Source organism: Pelagimonas varians, assembly GCF_003208435.1.
Taxonomy (GTDB): Bacteria; Pseudomonadota; Alphaproteobacteria; order Rhodobacterales; family Rhodobacteraceae; genus Pelagimonas; species Pelagimonas varians.
The window spans coordinates 44,469-71,366 of sequence record NZ_QKMF01000004.1; the positions used below are offsets into that span (position 1 = coordinate 44,469).

A 26,898-nucleotide genomic window follows, 5' to 3' on the forward strand; every position below is an offset into this window, starting at 1 on the left:
GTGCGGTGGCTCCGGGCTATTGGTTTCCTGACAGAAGTAGTGCGCCACTCGCTCCGGTGCAACCCGAAGCGGGCAGGTGGGCTGTTTTAAAGTGTCGCGCCGGCCATTGATTGGGCAAGAGGGCCTATATGTCCAACTCGATCCAAACCGGCACATGGTCGGACGGTTTTTCGCGGCCGCGAATGGCGCTGTCTATCTCGCAAGCCGTCAATTTGTCGGCAGCTTGCGGGGTCAGCAAGAAGTGATCGATGCGAATACCATTGTTACGCTGCCATGCACCGGCTTGGTAATCCCAAAAGCTGTAGTGGTCGGGCCCTTGGGTGCGGGCGCGAAAAGCTTCGGTGAAACCAAGGTTCAAGATGCGGCGATAGGCGGCAAGGGTTTCGGGGCGGAATAACGCATCGTCGGTCCAATCGGACGGGTTTGCGGCATCTTCGGCTTGGGGGATGACATTATAGTCGCCCGCCATAAGCGCAGGCATTTCATCCTGCAGCAACTGACGTGCGCGTGTTTCCAATCTCTGCATCCACGCGAGTTTATAGTCGTATTTCGGGCCGGGGGCGGGGTTGCCGTTTGGCAGATATAATCCGCAAAGCCGCACGGCATCATGTTTGCCCATAACCGTTGCTTCGATCCAACGCGCCTGTTCATCACTCGAATCGCCCGGCAATCCACGAGTGACGTCTTCTAGCGGCAGCTTTGAGAGGATGGCGACACCATTGAAACCCTTTTGACCGTGGGTTTCCACAATATAGCCACGATCTTCCAATTCCTGACGCGGAAAAGCGTCATCAACTGACTTGATTTCCTGCAGCAGTGCCACATCTGGCGCGGCCTCGTCCAGCCAATCTAGCAGCGCAGGAAGGCGGGCTTTGATACCATTGATATTGAATGTGGCGATTTTCATCTGCGGGCTCCTTGGTTGGGGACGCGGTCCTAAAACCTATCGCCTGTTCCATCGAATCTATCAAGCAAAGCCTGTGATTCGCGGCTTTGCAGATTTGCAAACCCCCGTTGCATTGCAAAGTTAAAAGTTATCCACAGAAAATATCAATCTGTGGATAAAGTTGATTAACGCGAAATGAAAATTCGGTACCGGACGAAGCTCGTGTGGATAAGTCATTGAATTCACAACCTTAACAAGAATTAACTTTTATGCAAACGCGTTATAGCTGCAATGTTGGGGGGCAAAAACAAGCAACTCTCAACTGGAGAATTCCAATGTCAGCTCAACACAAACACGCTAAATCTGAACAAACCGTTTCTGTACGTGAAATCAGCGCCTTCGAAGGCGACGCGGTTGAAATGTTCACCTCTTGGTCTGGCCCATCTGACAGCCACCTTGATGCCGGTGATGCGGTCGAAATGTTCACATCTTGGTCCGGTCCGGTTGCCGGGAACACCGATGCAGGCGATGCGGTAGAGATGTTCACATCTTGGTCAGGTCCTGTCACCGGCACCACCGATGCAGGTGACAATGTAGAGGCATTTACCTCTTGGTCAGGTCCAACCACCGGCAATTCGGACGCAGGTGACAATGTTGAGATGTTTACATCCTGGTCCGGTCCGGCTGCAGGCAACACCGACGCTGGCGACAATGTCGAAGCCTTCACATCCTGGTCTGGCCCCACCACCGGCACGTCCGACGCCGGCGACAACGTAGAAGCATTCACATCTTGGTCCGGCCCGGTCACCGCCTAAGGCATCAGAATCCGGGGAGGGCGAAGGTCGCTCTGCCTCACCCGAAAGAGGAGTTACTTAATGACAAACGTCATCGCACTAAACGTTCCGACCCGGATTCTGCCTTTGGAGGCGCGGATCACCGCGCTGGTTGGTTGTTTTGCCCAGTCACGCCGCATAGGCGCGGATGTCTTTTGGTTAAAAGAAAACGCAGAACTGCTGAATATTTTGGAGTCGACCGGCCAACCGGTCGCCCCAGAAGCCTTGCAACATCATGTTGCATTTTACGAACAAGCCGAAAAACGGCTCCGGTTCTTTCCGCAATATTACCGCTTTTTACTGTCTCTTGTGTTGGACCTAGAGGATCTGGGAATGCCAGGGGACACCGCGCAGCGTATGGTAGAATTCGCACAGCAAGAAGGTTTGGCCGAGGCTGAACTGTCCGACCTACAACGTGCCGAGGCGCGAAGGTTGATGATTCGCCGTGGGGTTGTGTCGTCAGATGACCCGGGATTAGACGACCGTTTGCGCAGATTTGCCGGTCGAACGGGCACTTTTTCACTACCAAACAAAAAAGCTGCGTATGAATTGACACATATTTCATTCTACCTAAGCGAGTATGGTCGACGTGATCCGATGCTTAGCGTAGAAGGAAAGCTGAGTTTGCACTTTGCCGGACTGACCGCTTTTTTGGATCAGAACGCTGATTTGCTGGCCGAGATTTGTATTGGTCTGCGCTACGCAGGCGTTGTTCCTCCGTCGATTTGGACGGATTGGTTAAAAGGTGAAACGATGGGGTTTGAAATCGAAGAAGGGGATCATGTGCCGCTGAACGATGACTATCATGAGTTTTTGGTGTGTAACTGGCACCAATCTGTTGCCGGTGCTCCCATGTTCCGCAACCCGATCAAAGCCGGGCGCATGCGCTTTGAACGCCATGCCCGCCCGACCGCGCTGCGCGAGATTAGCCAGTTAATGCTGTCTCTGGACGACGCCCGCAGCACCGATTGGCAGATCATGCGCAACAAGATGGCCCCGAACCTATCTCCCGAGGCCCGCGATGTTTTAGACATTGCCGCCGAAAGTAGCCCCGAATTTGATGCATTCTTCGAAGGGTTTGCCCGGGCAGGTCAGGCATGAAAGCGACAACAATGGGTGCAGTGCTGGTCATTCTATACACCGGCATGATGGCCACAGCCGATGGCATCACCAAATTCATTGCAGGCGGATATGCCGCCCCGCAACTCTTCGCTCTTTCATCGGCATTGGTGGTGCTGATGGCTGCGACGGCTGCGCGCTCAACGCAAGGTGGCACGCTCAGAATATCAAGTGTAAAGGCGATGATCGCGCGCTCTGTGTTGACGGTATTTGCCGCCGTCGCTTTTTTCAAAGCCTTCCAGCAGATGCCGTTCGCGGATGTGTTCCTATTCATCGGCCTAATGCCTTTGATCGCGGCTGCAATGTCCGGCCCCTTGCTCGGCGAAGCGCCGCGACCTTTGGCATGGGTGGCGCTAACTATCGGAGCTTGCGGCATTTTCTTTTTGATGCCTGGCGGTGTCAGCGGTCTTCAGGCGGGTCATGCCTGGGCGTTTTTGGCGGTTCTAACCGGCACGGGATCCATGTTACTGGCGCGGATGATTGCCCGGGTTGAGCGTGCGCCCTTGGCGCAGGTGTTCTGGCCCAACTTGGCGTTGATGGTGGTTATGGCCGCGGCCTTGCCCTTTGTCTGGCGTCCAATGACGCTGATAGATGCGGCTTGGATTGTCGGTTATGCTGTGGCCCTGTTTGGTGCCCGCTATGTTGTAGCCGAGGCGCTGCGTTTGCTGCCCGCCTATGTCGCAACACCGCTGATGAACCTGCAGTTTGTGTGGATGGTTGCCATCGGCATGGTGGCCTTTGGCGAAGTGCCCGGATCCGGCACGGTCCTTGGTGTCATGATGGTGATCGCATCTGGGCTGTGGCTGGTGGTCGAAGAAAGCCTCATGCGCAGAAAAGCCGGAGAGGAGGCCGCCGCTCAGGCCGCCTCGTCTGAAGGTCAGCGTAATCCGGCGGCCATCGCCGCCGAATAAGACATAACCTTACATGGAAAACGATGTGCCGCAGCCACACGAGCTGCTGGCATTCGGGTTTTCGATGGTAAAGCGTGCGCCAATCAATTCATCGGAAAAGTCGATCACTGCTCCAGATAAAAACGGCAAGGATACCGGGTCAACGATGACTTTTTGACCGTCGCCTTCTAGGACAAGGTCGTCTTGGGCCACGGCGTCAAGACGGATGTCATATTGAAAGCCCGAGCAGCCGCCGCCTTCGACTGCGACGCGCAGGGCTTTGCCATCATCATTAGCGCCGATCTCGGACAGACGCTCAAATGCGCGGTTGGTCACAGTGGGGGGCAACTGCATTGCAATCCTCGTGGTTTAACTTGTGCTTGCGATGCAATATATGGCCTCTTGGGACAAGCGACAAGGAGCGCACGCCATGCGCGCAAAATATGCCTGTGATCCGCAAACCGCGCGGGGCCGGCTTTTCTACGAAGAAGAAAGCGCACATCGTTCGTGTTTTCAAAGGGATCGTGACCGGATTATCCACTGTTCGGCTTTTCGCAGGTTGAAACACAAGACCCAGGTTTTTGTGGAACACGAGGGTGATTTTTATCGCACCCGTTTGACGCATTCGATCGAAGTGGCGCAGGTCGCCCGTACTATTGCCGGCGCTTTGGGGCTCAACACTGATCTGACCGAAGCAGTCGCTTTGGCCCACGATCTGGGCCACACGCCCTTTGGTCACACCGGTGAAGACGCACTGGATCTGCTCATGCAGCCCTATGGTGGCTTTGACCACAACGCGCAAACCCTGAGAATTGTCACCACATTAGAGCGGCACTACGCCGATTTTGACGGGCTCAATTTGACATGGGATACGTTGGAAGGGATCGCCAAACACAATGGTCCTGTGACCGGCGACATTCCTTATGCCTTGTCCGAATACAACGCCAAGCATGATTTGGAATTGCACACCCACGCCAGCGCCGAAGCGCAGGTGGCTGCGCTGTCGGATGACGTCGCCTACAACAATCACGATTTGCATGACGGGCTGCGCGCCGGATTGTTTTCCGAGGCCGATATTCAAGACCTGCCGATTGTCGGGCCGGCCTATGCCGAGGTGGACAAAATCTACCCCGATCTTGATCCATACCGCCGCCGCCACGAGGCACTGCGCCGCGTTTTCGGGGTGATGGTCACCGATGTCTTGACGGAATCGCGCAGCCGGTTGCAGCAGTCAAATTGCACCGATGCCCAAGAAATCCGCGAATTGGGAAGGCCGGTAATTGCCTTTTCGAATCCGCTTTGGGGCGAGCTAAAGGAAATCCGTAAGTTTTTGTTTTCAAACATGTACCGCGCGCCGTCAGTGATGGAACAGCGTCGCCGGGTCACGATTGCCCTGAACGATCTTTTCCCGGCCTACATGGCGGATCCGTCCTTACTGCCGGATCGCTGGCAAGGGCAAAGCTTGGCGCATGCCGATAGAACCGTGTTGGCGCGTTTGGTGGTGGATTATATCGCAGGTATGACAGACCGCTTCGCGCTGCAACAACATGCTTTGCTGACCGGGACAAATGTGCTGGCCGAAGACGGCCCCGTTCGGTTGCCTGCCTATTGAGCTTTTTGCTTGGGCCTCTCATGGCCAAAAACGAGACGCCCATAAACGTACCTTGGGGGTGAATGAAGATCGACGGCAGTCCGGCCGTGGGGTAACCATGGTTGTGCAGGACGTTTAGGCTTGTTTTCTTGGGGGATAGCCCTGCGGGAATTGGGCAAAAAAGGGCAGGGTAGTATGGCTGTATCACAAACTGGCGGGCTTGATCCGGTCTTGGCATTGGCCCTGATTGGAGTGTTGGGCGTGGGCAGCCAATGGTTGGCGTGGCGCCTGCGTCTTCCGGCGATTGTTTTGATGCTGGCAGCCGGTTTGTTGGTTGGTCCGGGCCTTGGGATTTTAAACCCCGAACAACAGTTTGGCGACATGTTGAGGCCGATGATCGGCATCGCCGTTGCGATTATTTTGTTCGAAGGCGGCATGGTCTTGAACCTGCATTCGTTGAACGACGCGGCCAAAGGGGTGCGCCGTTTGGTCATTGTGGGGGCCCCTTTGGGCTGGGCGGCTTCGGCGGCGGTATTACATTATGTTGCGGGGCTGGGCTGGGCCAGTGCTGCGGTGTTTGGTGGCATCATGATTGTGACCGGACCAACTGTCATCGCGCCGTTGTTAAGGCAGGCACGTTTGCAAAAACGCCCCGCAGCATTGCTGCAATGGGAGGCGATCGTAAACGATCCTGTGGGCGCATTGGCAGCGGTCCTGGCCTTTGAGGTCGTCGTTGTTTTGAACAGCGCAACCAGTGCGGGCCACGCTGTACAACAGCTGGTCGTTGGCATCGGGTTGGCATCGGTTTTAGGCGTGCTTGGCGGTTATGGTATCGCGAAATCCTTTCGCCGGGGCTGGGCACCTGAATACATGAAGATCCCGATCTTGTTCGTTGTTCTCATTGCAGTATTCGCGGCGTCAGATGCGGTGCTGCACGAAAGTGGACTGCTGGCGGTGACCATTATGGGGTTGTGGATCGCCAATTCTGACTTGCCCAGTTACGTCGAGCTGCGCCGCTTCAAGGAACACGCCACGGTATTGCTTGTGTCCGGCGTTTTTATCTTGCTTTCCGCAAACATGAGCCGCGACACTCTGGCGGCCCTTGATTGGCGTGCGGGACTGTTTGTGCTTGCGGTGATCTGCATCGCGCGGCCCTTGCCGGTGCTCGTGGCGCTTGCCTTTACCAATGTGCCGTGGCGTGAACGCGCTTTGGTGGCGATGACCGGCCCGCGCGGCGTGGTTTTGGTGGCCGTGGCGGGGCTGTTTGGCGAACGTCTGGCGGAACTTGGCATCGAGGACGGAGCGCAGATTGCGCCGCTTGCCTTTGCTTTGGTTCTGGCAACTGTCGTGCTGCACGGCTTCACGCTGACGCCCGTTGCACGGATTTTGGGCCTGACGGCTGGCACCGCGCCCGGCGTCTTGATCCTTGGGGGATCTCGCTGGTCCGTTGCCTTCGCGCAGGCCTTGGAGAAACTGGGATTGCAGGTTCTTTTGGCGGACCCGAACCACGCCCATCTTCGCAGCGCACGAGAGGCTGGAGTGCCGGTATACTACGGTGACATTCTATCGGAAGCCGCCGAAGATCGTTTGGATTTAGTGGCTTTCGACATGTTGATCAGCGCGACCGACAACGATGCCTATAACACCTTGGTGGCAACCGATCTTGCGCCTGAATTTGGCCGTTCGAATGTATTCCAGCTGCGCCGTGTCCGCGAAAAAAGCACGCGCCATGCATTGCCGGTTACCTTGGGAGGACGGCCGTTTGGCGCTGACGAGACGTTCTTTGAACTCAACGCCAAAATCGCCGAGGGCTGGACCTTTCGATCAACCAATTTGACAGAGGAATTCAGCGCGGATGATTGGCGGGCAGAGCATCCGGATGCCATTCCCATTGCCGTTGTTGGCAAGGGCGGCGGTTTGCGGTTGTTGGGACCCGATGACAAGTTGCGGGACGTAACCGGTGCGCAGGTGCTCTCATTTGGGCCAAAACGACCAGATCTGCCAAATGGCACAGATATAGACGGCGAAGATGGGTGATTGGCTTCTGATCCATTTGACCCCGCCGCCTATCATGATAGAGCAGCCTCAAGTTTCGGAGCCGACTGATGAACCTCTTTACAGATATCCGCGAGCTGGTGCTCGCTTCGATCAATGCCATGCAAGCCGACGGCGCGCTTCCGGGAGAGTTGAACCTCGCTCCGGTGACGGTTGAGCCGCCGCGCGATCCTGCCCATGGCGATATGGCGACCAATGCCGCGATGGTGCTGGCCAAACCGGCCAAGCAAAAGCCACGCGACATTACACAAGCACTGGCGGCCAAACTGGCTGAGGATGACCGCATCCAGAGCGCAGAAGTGGCAGGCCCTGGTTTTCTGAACCTGCGCTTGTCGCCGGCTTTGTGGCAAAAAGTGCCCGCCGAGATCCTGAAGACTGGCACCGATTATGGCCGCTCTGACATGGGCGCGGGCAAGAAAGTCAACGTTGAATACGTCAGCGCCAATCCGACCGGTCCAATGCATGTTGGCCACGCGCGCGGCGCAATTGTTGGCGATGCGATGGCCTCTTTGCTGGATTTCGCAGGATTTGACGTAACACGCGAATACTACATCAACGACGGCGGCGCGCAGGTGGATGTTTTGGCGCGCTCTGTCTATTTGCGCTACCTCGAAGCACATGGCCAAGAGGTCGAATTTCCTGAAGGCACCTATCCGGGTGATTACCTTGTTGCGGTGGGTCAAGCGCTCAAGGACAAGGTTGGCGATGCCTATATCGATCAGCCCGAAGATGTCTGGCTGGCGGATGTTCGTGTCTACTCCACGGATGCGATGATGGATTTGATCCGTGAAGACCTCAAAGCTTTGGGCGTTGAGATGGATTACTTCTTCTCCGAAAAATCGCTGTACGGAACCGGTAAGATCGAGGCGGCGATTGACAGTCTGCGTGACAAGGATCTGATCTATCGCGGGGTGCTTGAACCGCCCAAGGGTAAAAAGCCCGAAGATTGGGAACCGCGCGAACAGACTTTGTTCAAATCAACTGAGCATGGCGATGATGTTGATCGCCCTATCCAGAAATCGGACGGCGGCTGGACCTATTTTGCCCCCGACATTGCCTATCACTACGACAAGGTCGAGCGCGGTTACGATCTGCTGATCGATATTTTCGGGGCCGATCACGGCGGCTATGTTAAACGGATGAAGGCGGCGGTTTCGGCACTGTCGGGGGGCACTGTGCCACTTGATATCAAGCTGATCCAGCTGGTGAAACTGTTCAAAAACGGCGAGCCGTTCAAAATGTCCAAGCGGGCAGGGACCTTTATCACGCTGCGCGATCTGGTTGAAATGGTTGGTGCAGACGTAGCGCGTTTCCATATGTTGACCCGCAAATCGGACGCCTCTTTGGACTTTGACTTCGACAAAGTTGTCGAACAGAGCAGTGAAAACCCTGTGTTCTATGTGCAATATGCGCATTCCCGGATTTGCTCTGTTTTACGCAATGCAGCAGCGCAGGGCATCTCCACCGATGACGCAACATTGGCGGGTGCGGATTTGAGCAATCTGCATGAAGCTGAAATTGCCTTGATCGCCAAGCTGGCTGACTGGCCGCGTCAGGTGGAAATTGCGGCCCGCGTGCACGAACCGCACCGTATTGCGACCTACCTTCAAGAGCTGGCCTCGGACCTGCACGGTCACTATAACCGCGGCAACAAAGAGACCGAGCTGCGCTTTTTGCAAGATGACGCCAATGTCACACTGACCAAAATTGCGCTGGCGCGGGCCGTTGCAGTTGTTATTTCCGCCGGTCTTGGTATCTTGGGCGTAACTCCAGCCACAGAAATGCGCTAAAAGACGTATCCGCTGGATCAAAAACAGGCAGCGCGCAACCGATTTTCGGCGCGCAAATCAAAATGACAGCAGACCACCGGGGCGGCAATGTACCTCTCTGGGGAACATGAGGCATAGATGGCGGATTACACCTATGACGGGGCCGGTTACGCGGCTCCTGCTTCTGGCAAAGTAGCAAGCATGGCCAACTGGCTGGGCGCGGCGGCATCGCTGGCCCTGATCGTTGGCGTTGGCGTTTGGGGCTATCGGGTGATGGCACGTGATGTAAGCGGTGTCCCGATTGTGATGGCGATGTCTGGCCCTATGCGGGTTGCGCCGGATGATCCCGGCGGCACCACGGCCGATCATCAAGGGCTGGCCGTCAATAATGTGGCCGGCAACGGGAGCACCGAAGGGCCGGCGGATCGTTTGGTTCTTGCGCCTGTGCCAGCGGGCCTTGGGGCCGAAGATGTGGCTGCAGGGGTAATTGTAACGCCGCCTAGTGAACTTGATGTTGTGCCAATGGCGGCGTCTTTGGCCAGACAAGCACAGATTATGGAAATCCAACCCACTGATGGGTTGTCCGAAGCCGTGGCCGAAATTGATCCGATCCAAGCGTTGGCCAATCAGTTGGCTGCCGGTGCGGCACCGCTAACCAGCCTTGCACCGGGGCAAAATGCGCCGGTTGTAACCATGGTCGATGATGCGCCAGTGGTGAAAAAGGTCGAAGAAACCCCAGCACCATCCACAATTGAGGCCGAACTAGCGGCCGCGACCAGACAATTGCCACCGGGTTTGCAAAGATCGCTGCGTCCGCAGATACGCCCGACAGGCTTGCGCACAGCTGCTCTCGACGTCCCGAACACACCTGCGGTTGCAGTCGTGAGCAATGACACCGTTGCGATCCGTGAATTGGCAGCTGAAAGCCTGCCTGCTGGCACCCGCTTGGTTCAAATCGGCATCTTTGACAGCCCCGACAGCGCACGCAAGGAATGGGCCCGTCTGGATGTGCCACTTGGCGACTATCTGAACGGCAAAGACCGTGTTATCCAAAAAGCCAACCGTGGCGGGCGAGAATTCTACCGTCTGCGGGCACACGGGTTTGCAGACCTTTCTGATGCACGTCGGTTTTGCGCGGCCTTTATGGCTCGAAACGTAGACTGTATTCCTCTGGTCACTAAATGAGCCGTTTTGCAGCCGCTATTTTTGGCTGTGAAGGGCTACGTCTGAGCTCCGATGAAAAGCGGTTCTTTGCGGAAACATCGCCTTTTGGTTTCATTTTGTTTGGTCGCAACATCCGCGATGCAGATCAGTTGTGTGCTCTGACGAACGATTTGCGGGACGCTGTCGGCTGGGATGCTCCGGTGTTTATTGACCAAGAGGGCGGACGCGTTCAACGCCTGCGCCCGCCAATGGCAACCGAATGGCTGCCACCCTTGGAGGATGTTACCCGTTTTGGCCCGAATGCGGCTGCTGCAATGCGCCTGCGCTATCAGATCATTGGCCATGAGCTGCGGTCCTATGGCATCGATGGCAATTGCGCGCCCATGCTGGACGTAGCACGCCCCGAAACCCATAAGTTCTTGCGCAATCGCTGCTATGGCTCTGATCTTGAAACCGTCGTTGAAATTGGCCGGGCGGTGACGCGCGGCCATCTGGATGCTGGCGTGTTGCCGGTTATGAAACACCTGCCCGGACATGGTTTGGCGCAGCTCGACAGCCATCTTGATTTGCCCCGTATCGATACAGACAAGGACGCGCTGGATGCAGTGGACTTCGCGGCGTTCAAACCCTTTGCCGACGTGCCGCTTGGCATGACCGCGCATCTTGTGTTCGAGCAGATCGACCCCCAACCTGCTACAATCTCCGCGAAGATGATTGAATTGATCCGGACAGACCTTGGGTTTGACGGCTTCTTGATGACCGATGATATTTCGATGGAGGCTTTGTCAGGGACGGTTGCGCAGCGCAGCGCTGCTTCGATCAAGGCGGGCTGCGATGCAGTGTTGCATTGCAACGGCAAGCTGTCGGAAATGCAAAGCATCGTGGGCGGGATCGATATGATGACGCCAGCAGCGCACAGCCGGGCGGAGCGGGCCTTGGCGGCACGGCATTCCCCCGCAGATGTTGACATCGAGGCGCTTCGGACAGAGTTTGAGGCTCTAAAACCCTCAATCGCACAACCAGAGCCATGATGACTGACCCAAAAGACACACCGGAACTGCAGTTGAACGTCATCGATCGTCTCGCTGCCGAAGCGTTTGTGATCGATGTCGACGGCTTTGAAGGGCCGCTCGACATCCTTTTGTCGATGGCACGGACGCAAAAAGTGGATCTGCGCAAGATTTCGATTTTGGATTTGTCGCGTCAGTATCTTCGCTTTGTCGAGCAAGCCAAAGAGCTGCGCTTGGAGCTGGCGGCGGATTACCTTGTGATGGCGGCCTGGCTTGCGTTCTTGAAGTCACGGTTGTTGCTGCCGCCTGATCCGACAGAAGAGGGCCCTTCGGGTGAGGATCTGGCTGCCCATTTGGCTTTTCAGTTGGAACGTTTGCAAGCGATGCGGGATTGCGCTGCCAAGCTGATGGCACGTGATCAAAAGGGCCGTGATTTCTTTGTGCGCGGCATCCTCGAGCAAATGGAGCGGCTGCGCAAGGTCCGATATACGGCTACGCTGATTGATCTGATGCAGGGGTATGCCCGCATTCGAACCAAAGATGAATTTCGCCCCTTTGTGTTGGACCGTCAAAAGGTCTTTACCATGGAAGAGGCCTTGGAACGGCTTCGCGGAATGATCGGATTTACTGGCCAATGGACAGATCTTGATAGCTATATGCCTGACGGCTGGCACGACGATCCGGTGAAATGGCGGTCGGCCACGGCGTCGACCTTTGCGGCATCATTGGAATTGGTCAAAGAAGGCCGCGCCGAAATCCAGCAGTCCGAGAGCTTTGCACCAATCCAGGTGCGCCGAAGGGAGACACCGCGTGAGTGATCCATCGAACGAAGGCACGGACCGCGACAGCCTGTTTGACGCACCGCCTATGGCGGAGCAAGAACGTATGGTCGAAGCCATCTTGTTCGCGTCAGCAGATCCGGTCTCTGTCAAAGATCTGAATGACCGGATGCCGCATGGCTGCGACGCTGCTGAGGCCCTTATGCATCTGCGCAAACGCTATGAGGGCAGGGGCGTGCAGGTGAGTCATGTGGGCGATGCTTGGGCAATGCGCACCGCGTCTGATCTGGGTTTCTTGATGCAGCGCGAAACCGTCGAAACCCGCAAGCTGTCGCGCGCGGCGATCGAAACATTGGCGATTATTTCATACCATCAGCCCGTGACCCGTGCGGAAATAGAGGAAATCCGTGGGGTGGGTGTGTCGCGCGGCACGGTTGATCAGCTGTTGGAAATGGAGTGGATCAGATTTGGTCGCCGCCGGATGACACCGGGCAGGCCCGTGACCTTTGTCGTGACACAAGAATTCCTCGACCACTTTGGTCTTGAAAGCGCTCGCGATTTGCCGGGGCTTGCTGAATTGCGGGCGGCCGGTTTGCTTGAAAGTCGCCCTTTGCCATCGGGCATTCCAATGGCGGGCGAAGGGGATCTGGATGCAGAAGAAGAGTTCGATTTCGGCCAAAGCGAGCTGTTCGAAGACTGAAGTTGCGCCAAACGGCATTACCGGTCTTTTCGTCCCTTTAAGCGCTGCGAAAATGTTTTGACAGTTTAAGGCCCTGACCTTGGTAGTTGGACGCAATCCCCGCGCCATAAAGCGTTGCCGGTTCTTCTGACATGCGTTCATAGACCAATCGGCCAACGGTTTGACCGTGCTCCAGAACAAAAGGTGCTTCGTGGCAACGCACTTCAAGAACACCGCGCGCGCCGGTCCCTCCGGCTGCAGCATGGCCAAAGCCGGGGTCGAAGAAGCCTGCATAATGCACACGAAATTCACCAACCATTGCTAAGTAGGGGGCCATTTCAGCGGCATAGAGCGGCGGGATATGGACTGCTTCGCGGCTAACCAGAATATAGAAGGCTCCCGGGTCCAAAACCAGCTGGCGGCTCTCCGTATAAAGGGCGTCCCAAAAGTCCGCCGGTTCATATTCGCCGATGCGGTCCAAATCAATCACACCCGTGTGCGGCTTGGCGCGGTAGCCCACAAGACCTGCTTTGCCGGGTTTCAGATCTACGGAAAAGCCTAGACCTTCGCTGATCACTGCCGGTCCCCCGGCCACAAGGGTATCGCTGTCGTGAAGGGCAGCCAATTCAGCGTCGGTCAGAACTGCCTGACCACGGCGAAAACGAATTTGATTCAGGCGCATCCCTGGACGCACCAAAACAGAGAAGGAGCGCGGGCAGATTTCAGCATACAATGGGCCGTTGTACCCTGCCGGAATACGGTCAAACTCTACTCCGCCGTCAGTGATGACACGGGTCAACAGATCCAATCGTCCGGTTGAGCTTTTGGCATTTGCGATGGCTTGGACATCTGGCCCAAGTGAAAGCCGCTCCTTCAAAGGGACAACGTAAACACAGCCCTTTTCCAGCACAGCACCGTTCGACAAATCAATGCGGTGCATTTCGAATTCATCGATGCGTTCGGCGACGCTGCGGGATTCGCCAGTCAAAAAAGACGCACGGACGCGGTATGCCGTCGTGCCCAATCGTAAATCGAGGCTGGCGGGCTGTATTTGCCCGTCAACAAAAGGGGATTCGGCACTGAGCGCGCCGGTTTGGATCAACGTTTCGATTTGCTGGCTGGCAAGAACACCTGTCATTGTCCGGATCCCTATTGGTTTTCGCTGCCCTGCATAACAAGGCGGTGCAAAAAGGAACAGAGGCCCATTCAACGCGTATTAGACAACGGTGGCTTTGCTGCCGGATTGTTGGATTTCCATCAAATGCGTATGTGGCATGGCGCGGGAATCTGGCAATGTATTTGTGGCGAGTGTTTGGCCTACACTCAGGCGCAGGCTCGCCTCTCCATTGCGTTCCTTGTAACGCAATTGGATGTGATGATTGCCCGGTGCAAGGGCAACATGTCTGGATTGTTCATCAGTCTGATCGCTGTCGGCCATATCAATAAGAAGATCACCATTCACCAATACCGTAGCCCGATCCTCTGCTTTGAGTGTAAAGCAATAAGTGCCGCCGCGCGGACTTTGCAGAAGCCGGTCATATTGCGCTGTCATGGGGTCGGGTCGGCCTGATTGCCATACGGAAGAATTGTCTTTCGGCGAATTGTGCTGGGTCATGGTTTCGTGCCTTCGTTCTCAAAGCAAGTAATACTGAATGGGTCCCAACGAAGGTTCTGAAGCGCGACGCAGCCGTGCTGCGACCATTTTCGCAAAGATTCAACCAGAGACAAATTAGCCATACAACTGACGTTGCTTGCATGTAAAACATAGAAAACGAGTGGTTAACGTCAAGAAAAATAACCAAAATTCCGGCGCTTTCGATGGAGACAAACTGTTTCCAAGCCGCGGTGTGGCCTCAAATTGGTACAAAACTGACATAGAATTCGACGACAAATGAGCAGGTTGGATGGTCTAAAGTGCCGCCAATTCAGCGTGCTCTTCTTTCAGCAGCTTGCGAAATGCGTCCAGTGTTACAGGTTTGAACACACTGCGCCCGACAGACAGGCTGCGAGCGGATGCAATCATCTTGGCCGCCAACAAAGTTGCATCACTGCCCCCGGTTACAAAGCGCACACGCAGCGGACGGTCAATTTCTGACATGTCGTCGATCACTTCAATACCATTCATCTCAGGCATATTGATATCGACCAACACAAATGCAGGTCCGTCTTCCAGTTTGAGCTTTTCCAACAGTTCGATACCATTTGAGCACAAGCTCACCGTCCAGCCTTCTCGCCTTGCAACAGTGGCAAGGAACTCTGCGAATTCGGTGTTGTCATCCGCAACATAGATATGGCTCATAATTTGGACCGACAAAGAATTGCCGCCTTCAACTAGATTATTTCATAGCACTAAAAAGACGATACAAGGTTTTCTGCTTTGTTCAAGATTGAGCCGTACAACATTTAAAGTTGTGTGCGAATAGCATTCATGTGTGGCAACATCGGAGTGAACGTCGCAATTTCAGCGATGGCGATATCTGAATTTGATATTTTAATACAATTACTTACGGGGATTTTTAGCCATAGCATCAGGCGATCAAAGGCAAAAATATCTATACCGCACAAAAACATGACCCCGAGGTGGGGGAATTTAACCAGTCTTACATGTTCTTGAAATTGGTCGGGCTAGCAGGACTCGAACCTGCGACCTTCCGTCCCCCAGACGGACGCGCTACCAGACTGCGCCATAGCCCGACGCGTTGGAGTTTCATACTGGATTTCCAAGCAGGGGCAACCCCTTGTTTGCGAAAAATAGCCCCTTGGAGATGTTAATTGTAGCCTAGTCGTTGGCGCCGAATTTTTCGTATTCAGAACGCAGTTGGACGACATGCGGATGCAACCTCGTTGCCTGATCGGGGGTCAGTGAAGTGATGCGCGCCAACAAACCAAGTAGAGCCGGGCGCGCGATTGGGGTCGGAACAACAACATTCGGCACAGCATCGACGTTTTCGGCTTGCGGTTCGACGGTGACGTCCATTTCCTCAGGCTCAGGCTCAGGCTCAGGCTCAGGCTCAGGCTCAGGCTCAGGCTCAGGCTCAGGCTCAGGCTCAGGCTCAGGCTCAGGCTCAGGCTCAGGCGTTGATTCGTCTAGGACGGCAGGCTGTTCAGGTTCCGCGTTATCGAGGCTTTGCGGATGCCCAGCCTGCGCTGTATCGATTTCAGATTCCGCCATGAGGTCCGAATCTGCTTCCTCGTCAGCGACATTTTTGTCCAAAGACGGTACTTCGTTTTCTGATTCAATGGCTGGGTCCTCGATATGCTGAGTGTCAGGCTCGATTAGATCCACATCGTCCTGCACAGCATCCGGAAACATCTCAAGCGTTTCCGGCTCATCTTTCACCGTCGCAGATCCCGGGAATGCAACGACCGAATCCGGCACCTCTACTTCGATATAGGGCGCATCGCCGATGATTTCATTTTCGCCGTTATCGGAAGTGTCATCTACAACGTAGGAGTTTAGAGACGCGACGTGCCGCACGCCGTGTTCACGCAAGACCTTTTGCACACCTTTGATGGTCATGCCGTCTTCGTGCAGCAGTTGCTTGATTCCACCGAGCAATTTCATATCGGCAGGCCGGTAATAACGGCGGCCTCCAGCCCGTTTCACAGGCTTGATCTGGGTGAACTTGCTTTCCCAAAAGCGCAACACATGTGCTGGCGTCTCCAGCCATTCCGCAACTTCAGAAATGGTGCGGAATGCGTCTCGGGACTTCGCCATACTTTAGGCCTCAGTTCTTGTTGCCGGCTGCCACGCGATCTTTCATCAGGTGCGATGGGCGGAAGGTCAAAACGCGCCGTGGTTGAATGGGCACTTCTTCACCGGTCTTGGGGTTACGGCCAACGCGCGCGGCCTTTCCGCGGACAGAGAAGGTTCCAAACGACGAGATTTTCACCTGTTCGCCTTCGACGAGTGAGTCCGACATATGCTGCAAAACGGCTTCGACCAATTCGGCGCTTTCATTGCGTGACAGACCAACTTCGCGAAAGACGGCTTCGCTGAGATCCATACGTGTCAGGGTCTTTTCACTCATAGTCATCGCTCCCGGTTTTGTAAGGAGACTAAGCGAGGCACAAAAGCCAAGTCAATATCAATAGGTTGAAAGCAGTGCTTTATCAAAAGCCCATTGCATCAAAGGTGGTTAAAACTTGCTACCAGCGCAAAACCACTGCGCCCCATGCCAACCCGCCACCAATGGCTTCTGTGACAATCATATCTCCGGGTTTGATTTGACCGCGCTGCTTGCCCACCGAAAGGGCCAAGGGAATCGATGCTGCCGAGGTATTGCCGTGGTCTTGAACCGTCACAATGACCTTGTCGCGCGGCAACCCAAGTTTTTTGGCGGTGCCATTGATGATCCGGATATTGGCCTGATGGGGGACAATCCAGTCGATCTCATCGGCTGTCATGTCGATTTTGCCCATAGCGGTTGTCGCAGTCGAAGCCAGCTTTTCAACAGCATGGCGAAACACTTCTTTGCCCTGCATGCGCAGATGGCCGGTGTCATTGGTGCTTACGCCGCCGTCGACATACAAGATGTCCTTGTAGCGCCCGTCAGAATTCAGGTCGGCAGCAAGGATACCGCGATCCTCTTTGGTGCCTTGGCCGTCTTGCCCTTCTAGAACCACAGCTCCAGCACCGTCGCCAAACAGCACACATGTGCCGCGATCCGTCCAATCCATCAGTTTGGAAAAGGTTTCGGCTCCGATCACCAGCACACGTTTGGCCTGACCCGAAAGGATCAGAGCATTGGCATTGGTCAGTGCGTAAACGAACCCTGCGCAAACGGCCTGTACATCAAATGCAAATCCACCGGTCATTCCCAATTCGGATTGCACGATGGTGGCGGCAGATGGAAATGTCAGATCGGCCGTCGAGGTCGCGAGCACAATGGCGTCTATGTCATTCGCATCCAGTCCGGCATCGGCAAGGGCCGCACGGGCGGCCCGGGTTGCCAAATCAGACGTGGTCTGACCTTCGGCTGCGAAATGCCTGCGTTCAATGCCGGAGCGCGATTTGATCCATTCGTCCGTAGTTTCAAGAGTTTCCTCAAATTCCGCATTTTCAACAATGCGGTCCGGCAAATAATGCCCAACCCCGATCACGGTGGCGCGAATGGTCATGTGTTGCTCTTGTCCTTTGTGTCGCGATTTTCCGTTGTGTCACTTTGGACAAGCTCGTCAGCAGACGCAACCCGTGCAGCCAGTCGATCGGAAAAACCGGCATTGGCAAGCTCAAAGGCTAGCTTAACAGCTGCCGAGACACCGGTTTCATCAGCAGAGCCGTGGGATTTGACCACTGTGCCATTCAATCCAAGGAACACCCCGCCGTTGACGCGGCGCGGATCGACTTTCTTTTGAAAGCGTTTCAGGGCGGGCAGGGCAATAAGCCCTGACAAGCGTCCAAAAAACGACTGGGTAAACGATTCGCGCAGCTGATCGACAATCAACTTTGCGGTGCCTTCACCGGTTTTCAAAGCCACATTGCCTGTGAAACCATCGGTGACAATGACATCACAGCGCTTGCCTGGAATATCGCCGCCTTCAACAAAACCGACAAATTCGAATTGGCCGCGCTCTGCATTGGCTTCGATCAGGTCATAGGCTTCCTTGAGCTCAGGAAAGCCTTTGTTTTGTTCTGTGCCAACGTTCAGCAAGCCAATGCGCGGTTTTTTGAGATCAAGCCCGTTGCGCGCGTAGGATGCCCCCATCAGCGCGTATTGAAGCAAATCTTTTGCGTCGGCGCGAATATCAGCGCCCACATCAAGCATCACGTTGAACCCCTGCGGGTTGCGTGACGGCCAGAGAATCGCAATAGCAGGGCGGTTTACCCCCGGGAGTTTGCGCAACCGGATCATCGACAGCGCCATCAGTGCGCCTGTGTTGCCACAACTCACGGCGGCTGTGGCTTCTTTGTTTTTGACTGATTCCAGCGCGGACCACATCGACGTGTCTTTGCCGTTGCGCATCACCTGACTGGGCTTGTCTTCCATGCTCACGATGCCGCTGGCATGGCGAATCTCGCAGCGACCAGAAAGCTCGCTGCGTTTGTTCACCAACATTTGCAATTCGGCCATTGGCCCGTGCAAAATGAAGTCGAGTGTCGGATTCTTATGAGCAGAACGCGCAATACCGGCGACAACTGCCGCCGGTCCTCTGTCTCCGCCCATGGCATCAACAGAAATCACGATCCGGTCCGAGCCAGTCCCGTTTTGCGTAACGCTATGATCCTTCAAAGAGGTCATACAGGACGGCCTGACAGGTTAATTATGCTGCGTCTTCGTCCAGCTCGACTTCGTCGGCCTGAGCGATAACTTCACGTTCTGCGTAGTGACCGCAGGAAGGACATACATGGTGCGGGCGCTTCAGCTCGCCGCAGTTGTCACATTCGTTGGGGTTTGCAGCAACCAATGCGTCATGCGCACGACGGTTGTTGCGACGCGATTTGGATACTTTGTTCTGCTGGACGGCCATGTCTCAACTTTCTCTCGTACGAGGGCGGCGTGGCCGGCCCTGATGGTTGCTTTGTCTCCAGCCTCATAAAGCCATGCTCTAGCTGGACACAAGTCTAGTGTTCTTATGAAGGCGCGAAAATACGCACAAAGCCCAAAAGAGCAAGGGCAAAGTCAGCTTTCTTTGTCTTCGCTTTGCATTTTTTCGCGCAATGCCGCCAGTCCGGCAAAGGGACGGATGTCATCGTCCTTCATTGGCGTGACCCCATCGGCGGAAAATTGCGCGTTTTGGGTTTCCGCACCATCCTTGCGTGGATAACTTGGCAACGCCAGAGACAAAGCTTCTGCGAGAATCGCTGCAACATCGATTGTGTCGCCCAATTCTTCGGTCTCGTCATCCTCGTCCGTCAGTTCGATTTCACTGTCGGTCGTGGCTGCTTTGATCTTATGGGCAGGTACAAAGCTGCGTTTTACCTCGGTGTCGATTCGTGTGGTGACGGGTTCCAACGTTACAATACAGGTCTGAACCGCGGTTGCCCCCAATTTACCGAGCAATTTCCAGCCGTTTCGACCTTGGGGAATGATTTCCCCAATAAACCGGACCTTTTTCAACGATTGCGCGTCCAGTTCTTTCGCCAATGCCTCACGGACACCAGCATTTGGTTCTAACAGAAATTGCGTTGGGCCGCTGTTGCGCAGCTCTGCAACGGGCATCTGAGGGGCGGTAGGGTGCTTTGCGGACATCTGGTCGGGTTTTCCTGTGCTTGAATGACGGGCATTCCTTATGTAAGCCGAATAGGAGCCAGAGCAGGTCAAGGCAAGGGGGCGCTATGCGCAGCATTCATAGAACAGCTAAGATGGCAGTCGCCGGACTGGCTTTGATCGCGCTTGGCGCTTGCACGTCGCAGTACCTCCAGCATGGTTATGTACCGTCCGAAGAGGAACTTCAGCAGATCATTCCCGGTATTGATACTCGGGCCTCGGTTGAAGACGTGATTGGCGTGCCAACATCGTCTGGTGTGCTGCGTGACAGCGGGTACTATTACATTGAAACTCAGATCCGTCATTTCGCCTGGAAGAGGCCCGAAGTTGTGGAACGTGAAGTTCTGGCCATCACCTTTGATGAGGCAGGCGTTGTGGAAAATCTGATCACCTATGGTCTGGAAGACGGGCAAGTGGTGCCTTTAACACGGCGGGTCACCAAGTCTGGCGATGGTGACATCGGATTCATTCGAAAGCTGTTTGGTAACATCGGTGGCTTGAACGTCGGGCAGTTGTTCGAAGAGTAAGCGACCCTTGCCTTCGTGGATTACTTTGATGCGCGCCCAGTCTTCGGGCGCGCTATGACGGGCATGTGGCGCAATGATCAGTCTGGTTAAAGGGCGATACACAGCGCGGCTGGCACGCGGGACGAAAGATATTGAAATGGCTCAAACCCTTCGGGGGCGGGCTTTTGGCAGGCAATCTGACGGGCGTTGGTTAGACAAGGATCCGTTTGATGCCCGCTGCGACCATGTCTTGATCGAGGATCACCATAGCGGCCGGTTGGTTTGTTGTTTCCGGTTCTTGCCTCTGGCGAGCGGTGCAGAAATCAACTCGTGCTATTCTGCACAATTTTATGATTTGAAGCGATTGGCTGCCTTTGACCAGCCAATGGTCGAGATGGGCCGCTTTTGCGTCGACACGACTGTTTTTGATCCTGATATCTTGCGGATCGCTTGGGCGGCGATGACCGATTATGTCGATCGCAATGGTGTCGAATTGTTGTTTGGATGTGCTTCGTTTTCAGGAACGGATCCCAAGGTCTATTCCGATGCGTTTGATTTGCTCAATTCCCGGTATTTGGTGCCAGACCATTGGCGGCCAGAAGTCAAGTCGCCCGATGTCGTTTCATTGGCGCGGCCAGTGCCAGCCGTTGCCGATTCCAGACGGGGGCTTTTGCGGATGCCACCAATGCTTAGAACCTATCTGATGATGGGCGGGTGGGTCAGCGATCATGCGGTCATTGATCACGATATGGGCACGTTGCATGTCTTTACCGGGGTCGAGATTGCATTGATCCCGCCCGCGCGAAAACGGCTCTTGCGGGCGGTGGTAGGCTAGCTGTCAACAGCCTGCGCACGCGATTTAACATTCGTGGATGGAAATTGCCGCTGCCAACACTTGACGTTGCCGGCCTCAAAGCCTAGCGCTCTGGCTTATGGCTGTATCTCCTCTTCTTCAACTTTCTGGTGTGTCGCTGACTTTCGGCGGTGAACCAGTTTTCGACGATCTTTCCCTAAACGTGCAACCGGGGGACCGTGTTGCGCTTGTAGGTCGAAATGGATCCGGAAAATCCACCCTTCTCAAGGTTATGGCGGGCCTCGTCGAAGCCGACAAAGGCGACCGCGTTGTGCCGCTTGGAACTTCGGTGGGCTATATGGAGCAAGATCCGGATTTGTCCGGCTATACTACTTTGGGTGAATTTGCGGCCGCTAATCTGGACCCGTCGGAAATGTACCGCGTCGAACGCGCCGGTGAGGGCTTGAAATTCGACCCCGACCGTTTGGTCGAAACGGCATCGGGCGGCGAACGTCGCCGGGCGGCATTGGCCCGATTGATGGCCGAAGAGCCGGAATTGATGTTGCTGGACGAGCCGACAAACCACCTTGATATCGAGGCGATTGGCTGGCTCGAAGACGAACTGAAAGCCACGCGCCGTGCCTTTGTTCTGATCTCGCACGACCGTCGTTTCTTGACCGAACTGACGCGCGCCACACTTTGGATCGATCGCGGTCAGGTCCGGCGTCAGGAAAAAGGCTTTGCAGAGTTTGAAGTCTGGCGTGACAAAGCATGGGAAGACGAGGACATGCAGCGTCACAAGCTGGATCGCAAAATCAAGGCCGAGGCCCGCTGGGCCGTCGAAGGCATCAGCGCCCGCCGGACCCGTAACCAGGGCCGCGTGCGGGCCTTGCGCGATTTACGTCAAGAACGCAGTAGTCAGATCCGCCGTCAGGGTCCCGCTGCAATGGCGCTGTCATCAGGCCCGAAGTCGGGCAAGAAAGTGATTGAGGCCAAAGGGATAAGCCACGCCTTTGGTGACAAGCAAATTGTACGCAACCTGGATTTGACCATTCAGCGCGGCGACCGCATTGCCTTTGTTGGCCCCAACGGGGTGGGCAAAACCACGTTGATCAACATCTTGATGGGCGAAATCACACCGGATGAGGGCAGTGTCAAACTGGGCACCAATCTGCTTCCGGCGATTTTTGACCAGTCGCGCGCGCAGTTGGATGGTGATGTGTCGCTTTGGGACAGCTTGGCCGGCGACAAGGAAATTGGCGTTTCAGGCAAGGCCGATCAGGTTATGGTTCGCGGCGAGCCACGCCATGTGGTCGGCTATCTCAAGGATTTCTTGTTCGATGAACGGCAGGTTCGCGCGCCTGTTCGGTCCTTGTCGGGTGGTGAAAAGGCGCGTTTGCTGTTGGCCAAGATCATGGCCCGCGAATCCAACATTCTGGTTTTGGACGAACCGACCAACGATCTTGATGTGGAAACGCTGGACCTGCTTCAGGAACTGTTGGACGATTATGACGGAACCGTCATGCTGATCAGCCACGACCGGGATTTTCTGGACCGTGTTGCATCAACCACCGTTGCCATGGAAGGGCGGGGGCAGGCCGTCGTTTACGCTGGTGGTTGGAGCGACTATCAGGCGCAAAAACAACCCGCTGCGGACGCTAAGGTGACCGAGAAAGCCAAAGCCAAGAAAGAGGCATCGCGTCAGGCCCCGACCGCAGAAAAAGCGCCTCTGCTGTCCTTTACGGAAAAGCACCGTCTGGAAGAGCTTCCTGCGGTGATTGATCGTCTGGGTGCAGAGATTGCCAAGCTAGAAGTGTTCATGGCCGACCCTGACCTGTTCCACAAAGAACCGCTTAAGTTTAAAAAAGCGACTGAGGCTTTGGTTGAGCGTCAAACGGCGCTAAGCGCGGCGGAAGAAGAGTGGATGGAATTGGAAGAAAAGGCTGAAAACGGCTAGCGGGTTCAGCGCAGCTTCATCCAACGCCCTATTATGGGCATCGCGGCGACTGTCATCAAAATGCGTATGACGTGGATCAAGCTGACCAAGGCGGGGTTGGCCGCAAGGCTGAGCGCGATGATCGACATTTCGGCGACGCCGCCCGGGGCAAAGCTGATGAACAGGTGCAGGAACTCGATCTGGGTAAACTGGTGAAGGGCAAAGGCAAAACACAGCCCGAGCCCAAGCATATAGCTGACCGAAATCATGCAAAGCCAAAGCGAGCGGCGCAGCAAAGCCCCGTCAACACCTTGGAACCGCAAGCCTAGACTGACGCCGATGACAAGCTGTGCGGCGGCAACCATCCAGCTGGGCAAATGAATATCAACAATTCCGCTTAGGTTTAGCGCGGCGGTAAGCAGCAAAGGGCCAGTCAACTGGCCTGCTGGCAGTCTCAGCTTTTTGGCCATAGCAAATCCGGTCAAAGCCGCCGCGATCACCAAAGCAAGGCTTTGGACGGTGACAGGATGGTCGGGCAGGGCTGCAGACAGCCCCGCAGCGCTGCCAACCGGATGGCCAAGCCAGAGCGACAGGCCCAAGGGCACTAAGGCGATCACCGCAATGACACGCAAGAACTGCTGTGTGGTTAATATGCGTATATCGGCTCCGGATTCTTCGCCCATGACGATGCTTTCCAGCAAACCGCCGGGGGTGCCGGAAAAGAATGCTGTGGCGCGGTCATATCCCCCAAGACGTTCGAAGATTACCAGATTTCCTGCAAAACAAAGCCCGACAAATAGCGCCAATGCGGCAATGGTCAGGGGCATTTCAGGCAAAACGGTCACCAAGTCCGGTGTGACTTGCGCCCCGATCATGACCCCGATCAGTCCGACAAATCCGCTGCGCAATCCGGTCGGAAAGCTATATTCATTGAGAACAAGCGGTGGCCGTACCAAAACCAAACCCGCCGAAGCCATCAAAGCGCCAAGCATCCAAGGCATTGGCACCGATAGTTTCGAGGCAATAAAGCCTCCGAAACCGCCCAGCACTAAAAGCGCACAGGTCAAACCGGATCGGTGAAGGAAGTCTTGTGATAGCTGCATTGTTTTCTCTTACGCCCGAACATTGGCAACAGCAATCAACCCAAGGGCATCAGACCTGTTCCCAGAGCCGGCATTTCTGTGATGCGCCGCGTAGACAACTTCATAGCAGCTCTTACTGCCGCTCATCTGGCGGTAGACTCCTGCCAAATAGCCGAAACCATCACTTGTGTGCGCTTGAGCATTGGGCAAGACTGCGCCCATGAAACTCAAATTACACCACATTAATTTATGTTCAGCCAAAGTGTCCGAAATGGACCGCTTTTATCGTGATGTACTGTCTTTGGGGGATGAAGACCCTGCCGAACTGCCGCCCTTGAATCAGGAAAAGGGACTGGTAGGGGATGTCTCCTTCGTGACCGATGGCGATATTCAGCTGCACCTGACACCGCGTGATGTGCTGAACTCATTTCGATCAGGGCATGTGGTGAACCCGTTGGAACGCGGGCACATTGCGTACCGTACAGATGACATTGAGGGGTTCATGGCGCATTTGGATGCGCAAGGCGTGCCTTATTCGGATTGGGGAACTGATGCCGTGAAGGGATGGCATCAAGTCTTTTTCTATGATCCGGAAGGCAATGTGATCGAAGTTCATCAAGTGGTTGATATGCCTTAGCGCGACAGGCTGGCAGAGTTGGCCCAAATATCATCATCAAGGAAAGTTGCTTTATGATACTCTATGGATTGAGCACTTGCCCGGTCTGCCAAAGGGCCCGTAAGGCCTTGGAGGCCGCGGGTAAAGAAATTACCTTTCGCGATATTAGGGCAGAGCCCCTCAGCGAAACAGAACTGGCTGGGTTGATTGCTGAGTTCGGGGACCGTTTGGTAGATCGAAAATCGAATGACTATCGGGCGCTAAATGAATGGTTGAAAAATTCTGAAGCAGAGGCTCAAATTTCTGCAAAACCCAAAGTGATGGCCCGGCCAGTCATACGTGATCAGGAGACTTTGTATCTAGGGTGGGATGAGGTCGTTCAAGCAGCCTTGATCCCCGTTTAGGCGACGCTTGCGTGACCGATAAATTGCAGGCGATCATGAGGTTGAATTGGTCCGCCGCATTCGGGCCGCGTGCCAAGATGTGTCCGACCTTGAAGAATGGTTAAGTAATGACCAAAAGACACAGTTTACGGGTGCCGTCTGGATCATCACTCTGACCGAAACTGATGTGAAGATATCGATGGATGGGCGAGGCCGATATCTGGACAATACCTTCATCGAAAGGCACTGGAGGTCTCTCAAACACGAAGCTGCCTATCTGCACGAGCTGCAGGACGCGGGCTTTGCAAAATCACCCCAAACGTGATGAAACCATTCACATTCGGCCCAATCAAGTCATTTAATCCTCTCGGGACGAATGTCCGCTGGTGGCCGGAAAATCAGAACAAATACGCACTCAAACTGTCCAAATTATTTTTGGGGGGAGTATTTTAATCGATACGCACTCGGGCTCAATCCCGCGTCCTTAGAAAAGGCACGAGCAAAATTTGATGCATCGGTATACCCAAGAGATGAAGCGATCTCTTGTATGGAAAGAGTGCTGGTGGATAGTGCCGCTTTGGCATGGTTCATCTTTGCGCGGGACACTTCTTGTGAAACCGTGGTCCCAAGGCTGAAAAGTGTCCTTGAGAGCTTTTTCGAATTCATATGGACGAGTTTCGCCGCTCCATCCAGATTCATGCCTCCCTCTCCGATGCTTTGCTCCAAAAGCCCCCTGAAACTGGAAAGAAAGTCATCTTGGCCCATTTTCCTCGGTGGCAGCCCGGGTTCCACAGCCCTTAAATAGCGGCTAAGTGGAACAGCGAGCCATTCAGATGGAAATTGAATGCGAGGGCCCATATTGTTGCCCTTTATCGACTGATAACGCGCATACTTCTTGGGCAATACTAGCGGATCACACAAAACCAACAGGACTTTCTCAGGCTCGAGCGCCGGCCCAAGTGCGTTTTCCAAAATGGACAGTTTAAGAGAAATCATAAAACCATCATTTTGTCTGGGTTCTATCAGTGGCTTAAATCGACGTTCTTCACCAAACGTCGTAATGTTCCCCCTGATCTCCAAATAAGGCGTTGCGGAGGTCGCGACTTTGGCGGCATTCACCACATAGATGTTCAAAAATTCTCCGAGCGTCGCCGCAGTGTCTAGGGCCAAACCGACCATGGGCCACCCGCTGGGGTCCAAGCGGCTGCCAATTTGAGCGGCAAAGGTGTTGTCCTTGGTTACCTCTGCACAGTTCTCTACAAATTGGTGCATGACCATGACATGGACTGATGCTCCTTCCTGATCTACGGCCCTCATTGTCAAACCAACACTTTCTAGAACCGCCTCCGGATCTATCCCTCGGCCTCGCAAACCGTGGAGCAACGGCTTCAGGAGTTGAAGTTGAACAAGGGGTAAAGAGTCCGGCATTGTGTGCATTTTTCCATCGGGTGCCTTCAGTTCAAAAGGAAAAGTGCCCGCCGGTCAATTCCGACCATTCATTTCGCGCCGAAATTCGACGCGTGCTGTCCTGTAAAGACCGGCATGCATCCGCGATATTTGCGACAGTCGTTTTAGAGATTTCAATTGAAAATCTGA

The 26,898-nt window shown here is 54.9% G+C and carries 28 protein-coding genes and 1 tRNA gene; 15 read left to right on the forward strand and 14 right to left on the reverse strand.

Features of this window, described 5'->3' with window-relative positions:
• Positions 1 to 124 precede the first annotated feature (124 nt).
• On the reverse strand, positions 125 to 907 hold the full coding sequence (xth, locus tag C8N36_RS06305) for an exodeoxyribonuclease III (RefSeq protein ID WP_097804091.1): 783 nt from the start codon (positions 905 to 907) through the stop codon (positions 125 to 127).
• A 314-nt stretch (positions 908 to 1,221) separates the two neighbouring features.
• On the opposite strand from xth, the gene C8N36_RS06310 reads away from it, so the two are divergent.
• Genes C8N36_RS06310 through C8N36_RS06320 form a run of 3 tightly spaced genes read left to right on the forward strand, consistent with a single transcriptional unit; the run spans position 1,222 to position 3,749 of the window.
• Complete coding sequence (locus C8N36_RS06310) at positions 1,222 to 1,701, forward strand: DUF6749 family protein (RefSeq protein ID WP_097804090.1); 480 nt, start codon at positions 1,222 to 1,224, stop codon at positions 1,699 to 1,701.
• Positions 1,702 to 1,761: 60 nt separating this feature from the next.
• Positions 1,762 to 2,820 (forward strand): DUF6902 family protein, encoded by a 1,059-nt coding sequence (locus C8N36_RS06315; protein WP_097804089.1) that lies wholly within the window; start codon positions 1,762 to 1,764, stop codon positions 2,818 to 2,820.
• Positions 2,817 to 3,749, forward strand: a complete 933-nt coding sequence (locus tag C8N36_RS06320; RefSeq protein ID WP_097804088.1) for a DMT family transporter — start codon at positions 2,817 to 2,819, stop codon at positions 3,747 to 3,749. Before C8N36_RS06315 ends, C8N36_RS06320 begins: the two co-directional genes overlap by 4 nt.
• A gap of 9 nt (positions 3,750 to 3,758) precedes the next feature.
• Here C8N36_RS06320 and C8N36_RS06325 read toward each other — a convergent pair whose 3' ends face one another.
• On the reverse strand, positions 3,759 to 4,082 hold the full coding sequence (locus tag C8N36_RS06325) for a HesB/IscA family protein (protein ID WP_097804087.1): 324 nt from the start codon (positions 4,080 to 4,082) through the stop codon (positions 3,759 to 3,761).
• Positions 4,083 to 4,158: 76 nt separating this feature from the next.
• Here C8N36_RS06325 and C8N36_RS06330 point away from each other — a divergent pair, with 76 nt between their 5' ends.
• The 7 genes from C8N36_RS06330 to scpB all read left to right on the forward strand — a co-directional run bounded on the left by C8N36_RS06330 (position 4,159) and on the right by scpB (position 12,796).
• The gene (locus C8N36_RS06330) at positions 4,159 to 5,340 is read left to right on the forward strand and encodes a deoxyguanosinetriphosphate triphosphohydrolase (RefSeq protein ID WP_097804163.1); all 1,182 of its coding nucleotides are present in this window, start codon (positions 4,159 to 4,161) and stop codon (positions 5,338 to 5,340) included.
• A gap of 174 nt (positions 5,341 to 5,514) precedes the next feature.
• Complete coding sequence (locus C8N36_RS06335) at positions 5,515 to 7,356, forward strand: cation:proton antiporter (protein ID WP_097804086.1); 1,842 nt, start codon at positions 5,515 to 5,517, stop codon at positions 7,354 to 7,356.
• A 68-nt stretch (positions 7,357 to 7,424) separates the two neighbouring features.
• A complete protein-coding gene (gene argS, locus C8N36_RS06340) occupies positions 7,425 to 9,164 on the forward strand; it encodes an arginine--tRNA ligase (RefSeq protein ID WP_097804085.1) in 1,740 nt (579 codons plus the stop codon).
• 117 nt (positions 9,165 to 9,281) lie between these two features.
• Positions 9,282 to 10,328, forward strand: a complete 1,047-nt coding sequence (locus C8N36_RS06345) for an SPOR domain-containing protein (protein WP_097804084.1) — start codon at positions 9,282 to 9,284, stop codon at positions 10,326 to 10,328.
• Positions 10,325 to 11,338, forward strand: coding sequence for a glycoside hydrolase family 3 N-terminal domain-containing protein (locus tag C8N36_RS06350; protein WP_097804083.1), 1,014 nt, complete (start codon positions 10,325 to 10,327; stop codon positions 11,336 to 11,338). Before C8N36_RS06345 ends, C8N36_RS06350 begins: the two co-directional genes overlap by 4 nt.
• Positions 11,338 to 12,135: a segregation and condensation protein A gene (locus C8N36_RS06355; protein WP_097804162.1), complete on the forward strand. Its 798-nt coding sequence runs from the start codon at positions 11,338 to 11,340 to the stop codon at positions 12,133 to 12,135. Before C8N36_RS06350 ends, C8N36_RS06355 begins: the two co-directional genes overlap by 1 nt.
• A gap of 49 nt (positions 12,136 to 12,184) precedes the next feature.
• Positions 12,185 to 12,796: an SMC-Scp complex subunit ScpB gene (scpB, locus tag C8N36_RS06360; RefSeq protein ID WP_097804161.1), complete on the forward strand. Its 612-nt coding sequence runs from the start codon at positions 12,185 to 12,187 to the stop codon at positions 12,794 to 12,796.
• Positions 12,797 to 12,833: 37 nt separating this feature from the next.
• Here the strand turns inward: scpB and C8N36_RS06365 are convergent, their stop codons facing one another.
• The 10 genes from C8N36_RS06365 to C8N36_RS06410 form a co-directional block, all read right to left on the reverse strand.
• Entirely contained in the window at positions 12,834 to 13,913 is a 1,080-nt protein-coding gene (locus tag C8N36_RS06365) for a 2'-deoxycytidine 5'-triphosphate deaminase (protein ID WP_097804082.1), read from the reverse strand.
• Positions 13,914 to 13,991: 78 nt separating this feature from the next.
• Positions 13,992 to 14,390 carry a PA14 domain-containing protein gene (locus C8N36_RS06370; protein WP_097804081.1) on the reverse strand — a complete coding sequence of 133 codons (399 nt, stop codon included), beginning with the start codon at positions 14,388 to 14,390 and terminating at the stop codon, positions 13,992 to 13,994.
• Positions 14,391 to 14,684: 294 nt separating this feature from the next.
• A complete protein-coding gene (locus C8N36_RS06375; protein ID WP_097804080.1) occupies positions 14,685 to 15,074 on the reverse strand; it encodes a response regulator in 390 nt (129 codons plus the stop codon).
• Between the two features lie 318 nt (positions 15,075 to 15,392).
• A tRNA-Pro gene (locus C8N36_RS06380) sits at positions 15,393 to 15,469 on the reverse strand.
• A gap of 85 nt (positions 15,470 to 15,554) precedes the next feature.
• Positions 15,555 to 16,493 (reverse strand): MerR family transcriptional regulator, encoded by a 939-nt coding sequence (locus tag C8N36_RS06385; RefSeq protein WP_110767840.1) that lies wholly within the window; start codon positions 16,491 to 16,493, stop codon positions 15,555 to 15,557.
• Between the two features lie 10 nt (positions 16,494 to 16,503).
• Complete coding sequence (gene ihfA, locus C8N36_RS06390) at positions 16,504 to 16,806, reverse strand: integration host factor subunit alpha (protein ID WP_097804160.1); 303 nt, start codon at positions 16,804 to 16,806, stop codon at positions 16,504 to 16,506.
• 118 nt (positions 16,807 to 16,924) lie between these two features.
• A complete protein-coding gene (locus C8N36_RS06395) occupies positions 16,925 to 17,896 on the reverse strand; it encodes a beta-ketoacyl-ACP synthase III (protein WP_097804078.1) in 972 nt (323 codons plus the stop codon).
• Positions 17,893 to 19,017, reverse strand: coding sequence for a phosphate acyltransferase PlsX (gene plsX / locus C8N36_RS06400; protein WP_097804077.1), 1,125 nt, complete (start codon positions 19,015 to 19,017; stop codon positions 17,893 to 17,895). The genes C8N36_RS06395 and plsX overlap by 4 nt, the downstream gene beginning before the upstream one ends.
• Before the next feature lie 22 nt (positions 19,018 to 19,039).
• A complete protein-coding gene (gene rpmF, locus C8N36_RS06405; RefSeq protein WP_097804076.1) occupies positions 19,040 to 19,246 on the reverse strand; it encodes a 50S ribosomal protein L32 in 207 nt (68 codons plus the stop codon).
• Positions 19,247 to 19,398: 152 nt separating this feature from the next.
• A complete protein-coding gene (locus C8N36_RS06410; RefSeq protein WP_245910741.1) occupies positions 19,399 to 19,968 on the reverse strand; it encodes a YceD family protein in 570 nt (189 codons plus the stop codon).
• Positions 19,969 to 20,054: 86 nt separating this feature from the next.
• On the opposite strand from C8N36_RS06410, the gene C8N36_RS06415 reads away from it, so the two are divergent.
• The 3 genes from C8N36_RS06415 to C8N36_RS06425 all read left to right on the forward strand — a co-directional run bounded on the left by C8N36_RS06415 (position 20,055) and on the right by C8N36_RS06425 (position 23,242).
• Positions 20,055 to 20,513 carry an outer membrane protein assembly factor BamE gene (locus C8N36_RS06415; protein ID WP_245910742.1) on the forward strand — a complete coding sequence of 153 codons (459 nt, stop codon included), beginning with the start codon at positions 20,055 to 20,057 and terminating at the stop codon, positions 20,511 to 20,513.
• Positions 20,514 to 20,649: 136 nt separating this feature from the next.
• The gene (locus C8N36_RS06420) at positions 20,650 to 21,327 is read left to right on the forward strand and encodes a GNAT family N-acetyltransferase (protein WP_306456907.1); all 678 of its coding nucleotides are present in this window, start codon (positions 20,650 to 20,652) and stop codon (positions 21,325 to 21,327) included.
• A gap of 97 nt (positions 21,328 to 21,424) precedes the next feature.
• Positions 21,425 to 23,242, forward strand: a complete 1,818-nt coding sequence (locus tag C8N36_RS06425) for an ABC-F family ATP-binding cassette domain-containing protein (protein ID WP_097804073.1) — start codon at positions 21,425 to 21,427, stop codon at positions 23,240 to 23,242.
• Between the two features lie 5 nt (positions 23,243 to 23,247).
• Here C8N36_RS06425 and C8N36_RS06430 read toward each other — a convergent pair whose 3' ends face one another.
• A complete protein-coding gene (locus C8N36_RS06430) occupies positions 23,248 to 24,324 on the reverse strand; it encodes an AbrB family transcriptional regulator (protein ID WP_097804072.1) in 1,077 nt (358 codons plus the stop codon).
• A 199-nt stretch (positions 24,325 to 24,523) separates the two neighbouring features.
• Here C8N36_RS06430 and C8N36_RS06440 point away from each other — a divergent pair, with 199 nt between their 5' ends.
• Both C8N36_RS06440 and C8N36_RS06445 read left to right on the forward strand, forming a co-directional pair.
• A complete protein-coding gene (locus tag C8N36_RS06440) occupies positions 24,524 to 24,940 on the forward strand; it encodes a VOC family protein (RefSeq protein ID WP_097804070.1) in 417 nt (138 codons plus the stop codon).
• A 53-nt stretch (positions 24,941 to 24,993) separates the two neighbouring features.
• On the forward strand, positions 24,994 to 25,323 hold the full coding sequence (locus C8N36_RS06445; RefSeq protein WP_097804069.1) for an arsenate reductase family protein: 330 nt from the start codon (positions 24,994 to 24,996) through the stop codon (positions 25,321 to 25,323).
• A gap of 408 nt (positions 25,324 to 25,731) precedes the next feature.
• On the opposite strand, the gene C8N36_RS06455 is transcribed toward C8N36_RS06445, so the two are convergent.
• Positions 25,732 to 26,730: an AraC family transcriptional regulator gene (locus C8N36_RS06455; RefSeq protein WP_170125827.1), complete on the reverse strand. Its 999-nt coding sequence runs from the start codon at positions 26,728 to 26,730 to the stop codon at positions 25,732 to 25,734.
• Between the last annotated feature and the right edge of the window lie 168 nt (positions 26,731 to 26,898).

Bases quoted from the DNA above. Each gene is read 5' to 3' on its own strand.
- C8N36_RS06425 (WP_097804073.1), top strand. From the start codon at position 21,425: ATGGCTGTATCTCCTCTTCTTCAACTTTCTGGTGTGTCGCTGACTTTC.
- ihfA (WP_097804160.1), bottom strand. From the start codon at position 16,806: ATGAGTGAAAAGACCCTGACACGTATGGATCTCAGCGAAGCCGTCTTT.
- argS (WP_097804085.1), top strand. From the start codon at position 7,425: ATGAACCTCTTTACAGATATCCGCGAGCTGGTGCTCGCTTCGATCAAT.
- C8N36_RS06350 (WP_097804083.1), top strand. From the start codon at position 10,325: ATGAGCCGTTTTGCAGCCGCTATTTTTGGCTGTGAAGGGCTACGTCTG.
- C8N36_RS06445 (WP_097804069.1), top strand. From the start codon at position 24,994: ATGATACTCTATGGATTGAGCACTTGCCCGGTCTGCCAAAGGGCCCGT.
- C8N36_RS06370 (WP_097804081.1), bottom strand. From the start codon at position 14,390: ATGACCCAGCACAATTCGCCGAAAGACAATTCTTCCGTATGGCAATCA.
- C8N36_RS06415 (WP_245910742.1), top strand. From the start codon at position 20,055: ATGCGCAGCATTCATAGAACAGCTAAGATGGCAGTCGCCGGACTGGCT.
- xth (WP_097804091.1), bottom strand. From the start codon at position 907: ATGAAAATCGCCACATTCAATATCAATGGTATCAAAGCCCGCCTTCCT.
- C8N36_RS06440 (WP_097804070.1), top strand. From the start codon at position 24,524: ATGAAACTCAAATTACACCACATTAATTTATGTTCAGCCAAAGTGTCC.
- C8N36_RS06320 (WP_097804088.1), top strand. From the start codon at position 2,817: ATGAAAGCGACAACAATGGGTGCAGTGCTGGTCATTCTATACACCGGC.
- C8N36_RS06430 (WP_097804072.1), bottom strand. From the start codon at position 24,324: ATGCAGCTATCACAAGACTTCCTTCACCGATCCGGTTTGACCTGTGCG.
- C8N36_RS06410 (WP_245910741.1), bottom strand. From the start codon at position 19,968: ATGTCCGCAAAGCACCCTACCGCCCCTCAGATGCCCGTTGCAGAGCTG.
- plsX (WP_097804077.1), bottom strand. From the start codon at position 19,017: ATGACCTCTTTGAAGGATCATAGCGTTACGCAAAACGGGACTGGCTCG.
- C8N36_RS06385 (WP_110767840.1), bottom strand. From the start codon at position 16,493: ATGGCGAAGTCCCGAGACGCATTCCGCACCATTTCTGAAGTTGCGGAA.
- C8N36_RS06455 (WP_170125827.1), bottom strand. From the start codon at position 26,730: ATGCCGGACTCTTTACCCCTTGTTCAACTTCAACTCCTGAAGCCGTTG.
- C8N36_RS06395 (WP_097804078.1), bottom strand. From the start codon at position 17,896: ATGACCATTCGCGCCACCGTGATCGGGGTTGGGCATTATTTGCCGGAC.
- C8N36_RS06335 (WP_097804086.1), top strand. From the start codon at position 5,515: ATGGCTGTATCACAAACTGGCGGGCTTGATCCGGTCTTGGCATTGGCC.
- C8N36_RS06310 (WP_097804090.1), top strand. From the start codon at position 1,222: ATGTCAGCTCAACACAAACACGCTAAATCTGAACAAACCGTTTCTGTA.
- C8N36_RS06325 (WP_097804087.1), bottom strand. From the start codon at position 4,082: ATGCAGTTGCCCCCCACTGTGACCAACCGCGCATTTGAGCGTCTGTCC.
- C8N36_RS06330 (WP_097804163.1), top strand. From the start codon at position 4,159: ATGCGCGCAAAATATGCCTGTGATCCGCAAACCGCGCGGGGCCGGCTT.
- C8N36_RS06315 (WP_097804089.1), top strand. From the start codon at position 1,762: ATGACAAACGTCATCGCACTAAACGTTCCGACCCGGATTCTGCCTTTG.
- C8N36_RS06365 (WP_097804082.1), bottom strand. From the start codon at position 13,913: ATGACAGGTGTTCTTGCCAGCCAGCAAATCGAAACGTTGATCCAAACC.
- rpmF (WP_097804076.1), bottom strand. From the start codon at position 19,246: ATGGCCGTCCAGCAGAACAAAGTATCCAAATCGCGTCGCAACAACCGT.
- C8N36_RS06375 (WP_097804080.1), bottom strand. From the start codon at position 15,074: ATGAGCCATATCTATGTTGCGGATGACAACACCGAATTCGCAGAGTTC.
- C8N36_RS06345 (WP_097804084.1), top strand. From the start codon at position 9,282: ATGGCGGATTACACCTATGACGGGGCCGGTTACGCGGCTCCTGCTTCT.
- C8N36_RS06420 (WP_306456907.1), top strand. From the start codon at position 20,650: ATGGCTCAAACCCTTCGGGGGCGGGCTTTTGGCAGGCAATCTGACGGG.
- C8N36_RS06355 (WP_097804162.1), top strand. From the start codon at position 11,338: ATGACTGACCCAAAAGACACACCGGAACTGCAGTTGAACGTCATCGAT.
- scpB (WP_097804161.1), top strand. From the start codon at position 12,185: ATGGCGGAGCAAGAACGTATGGTCGAAGCCATCTTGTTCGCGTCAGCA.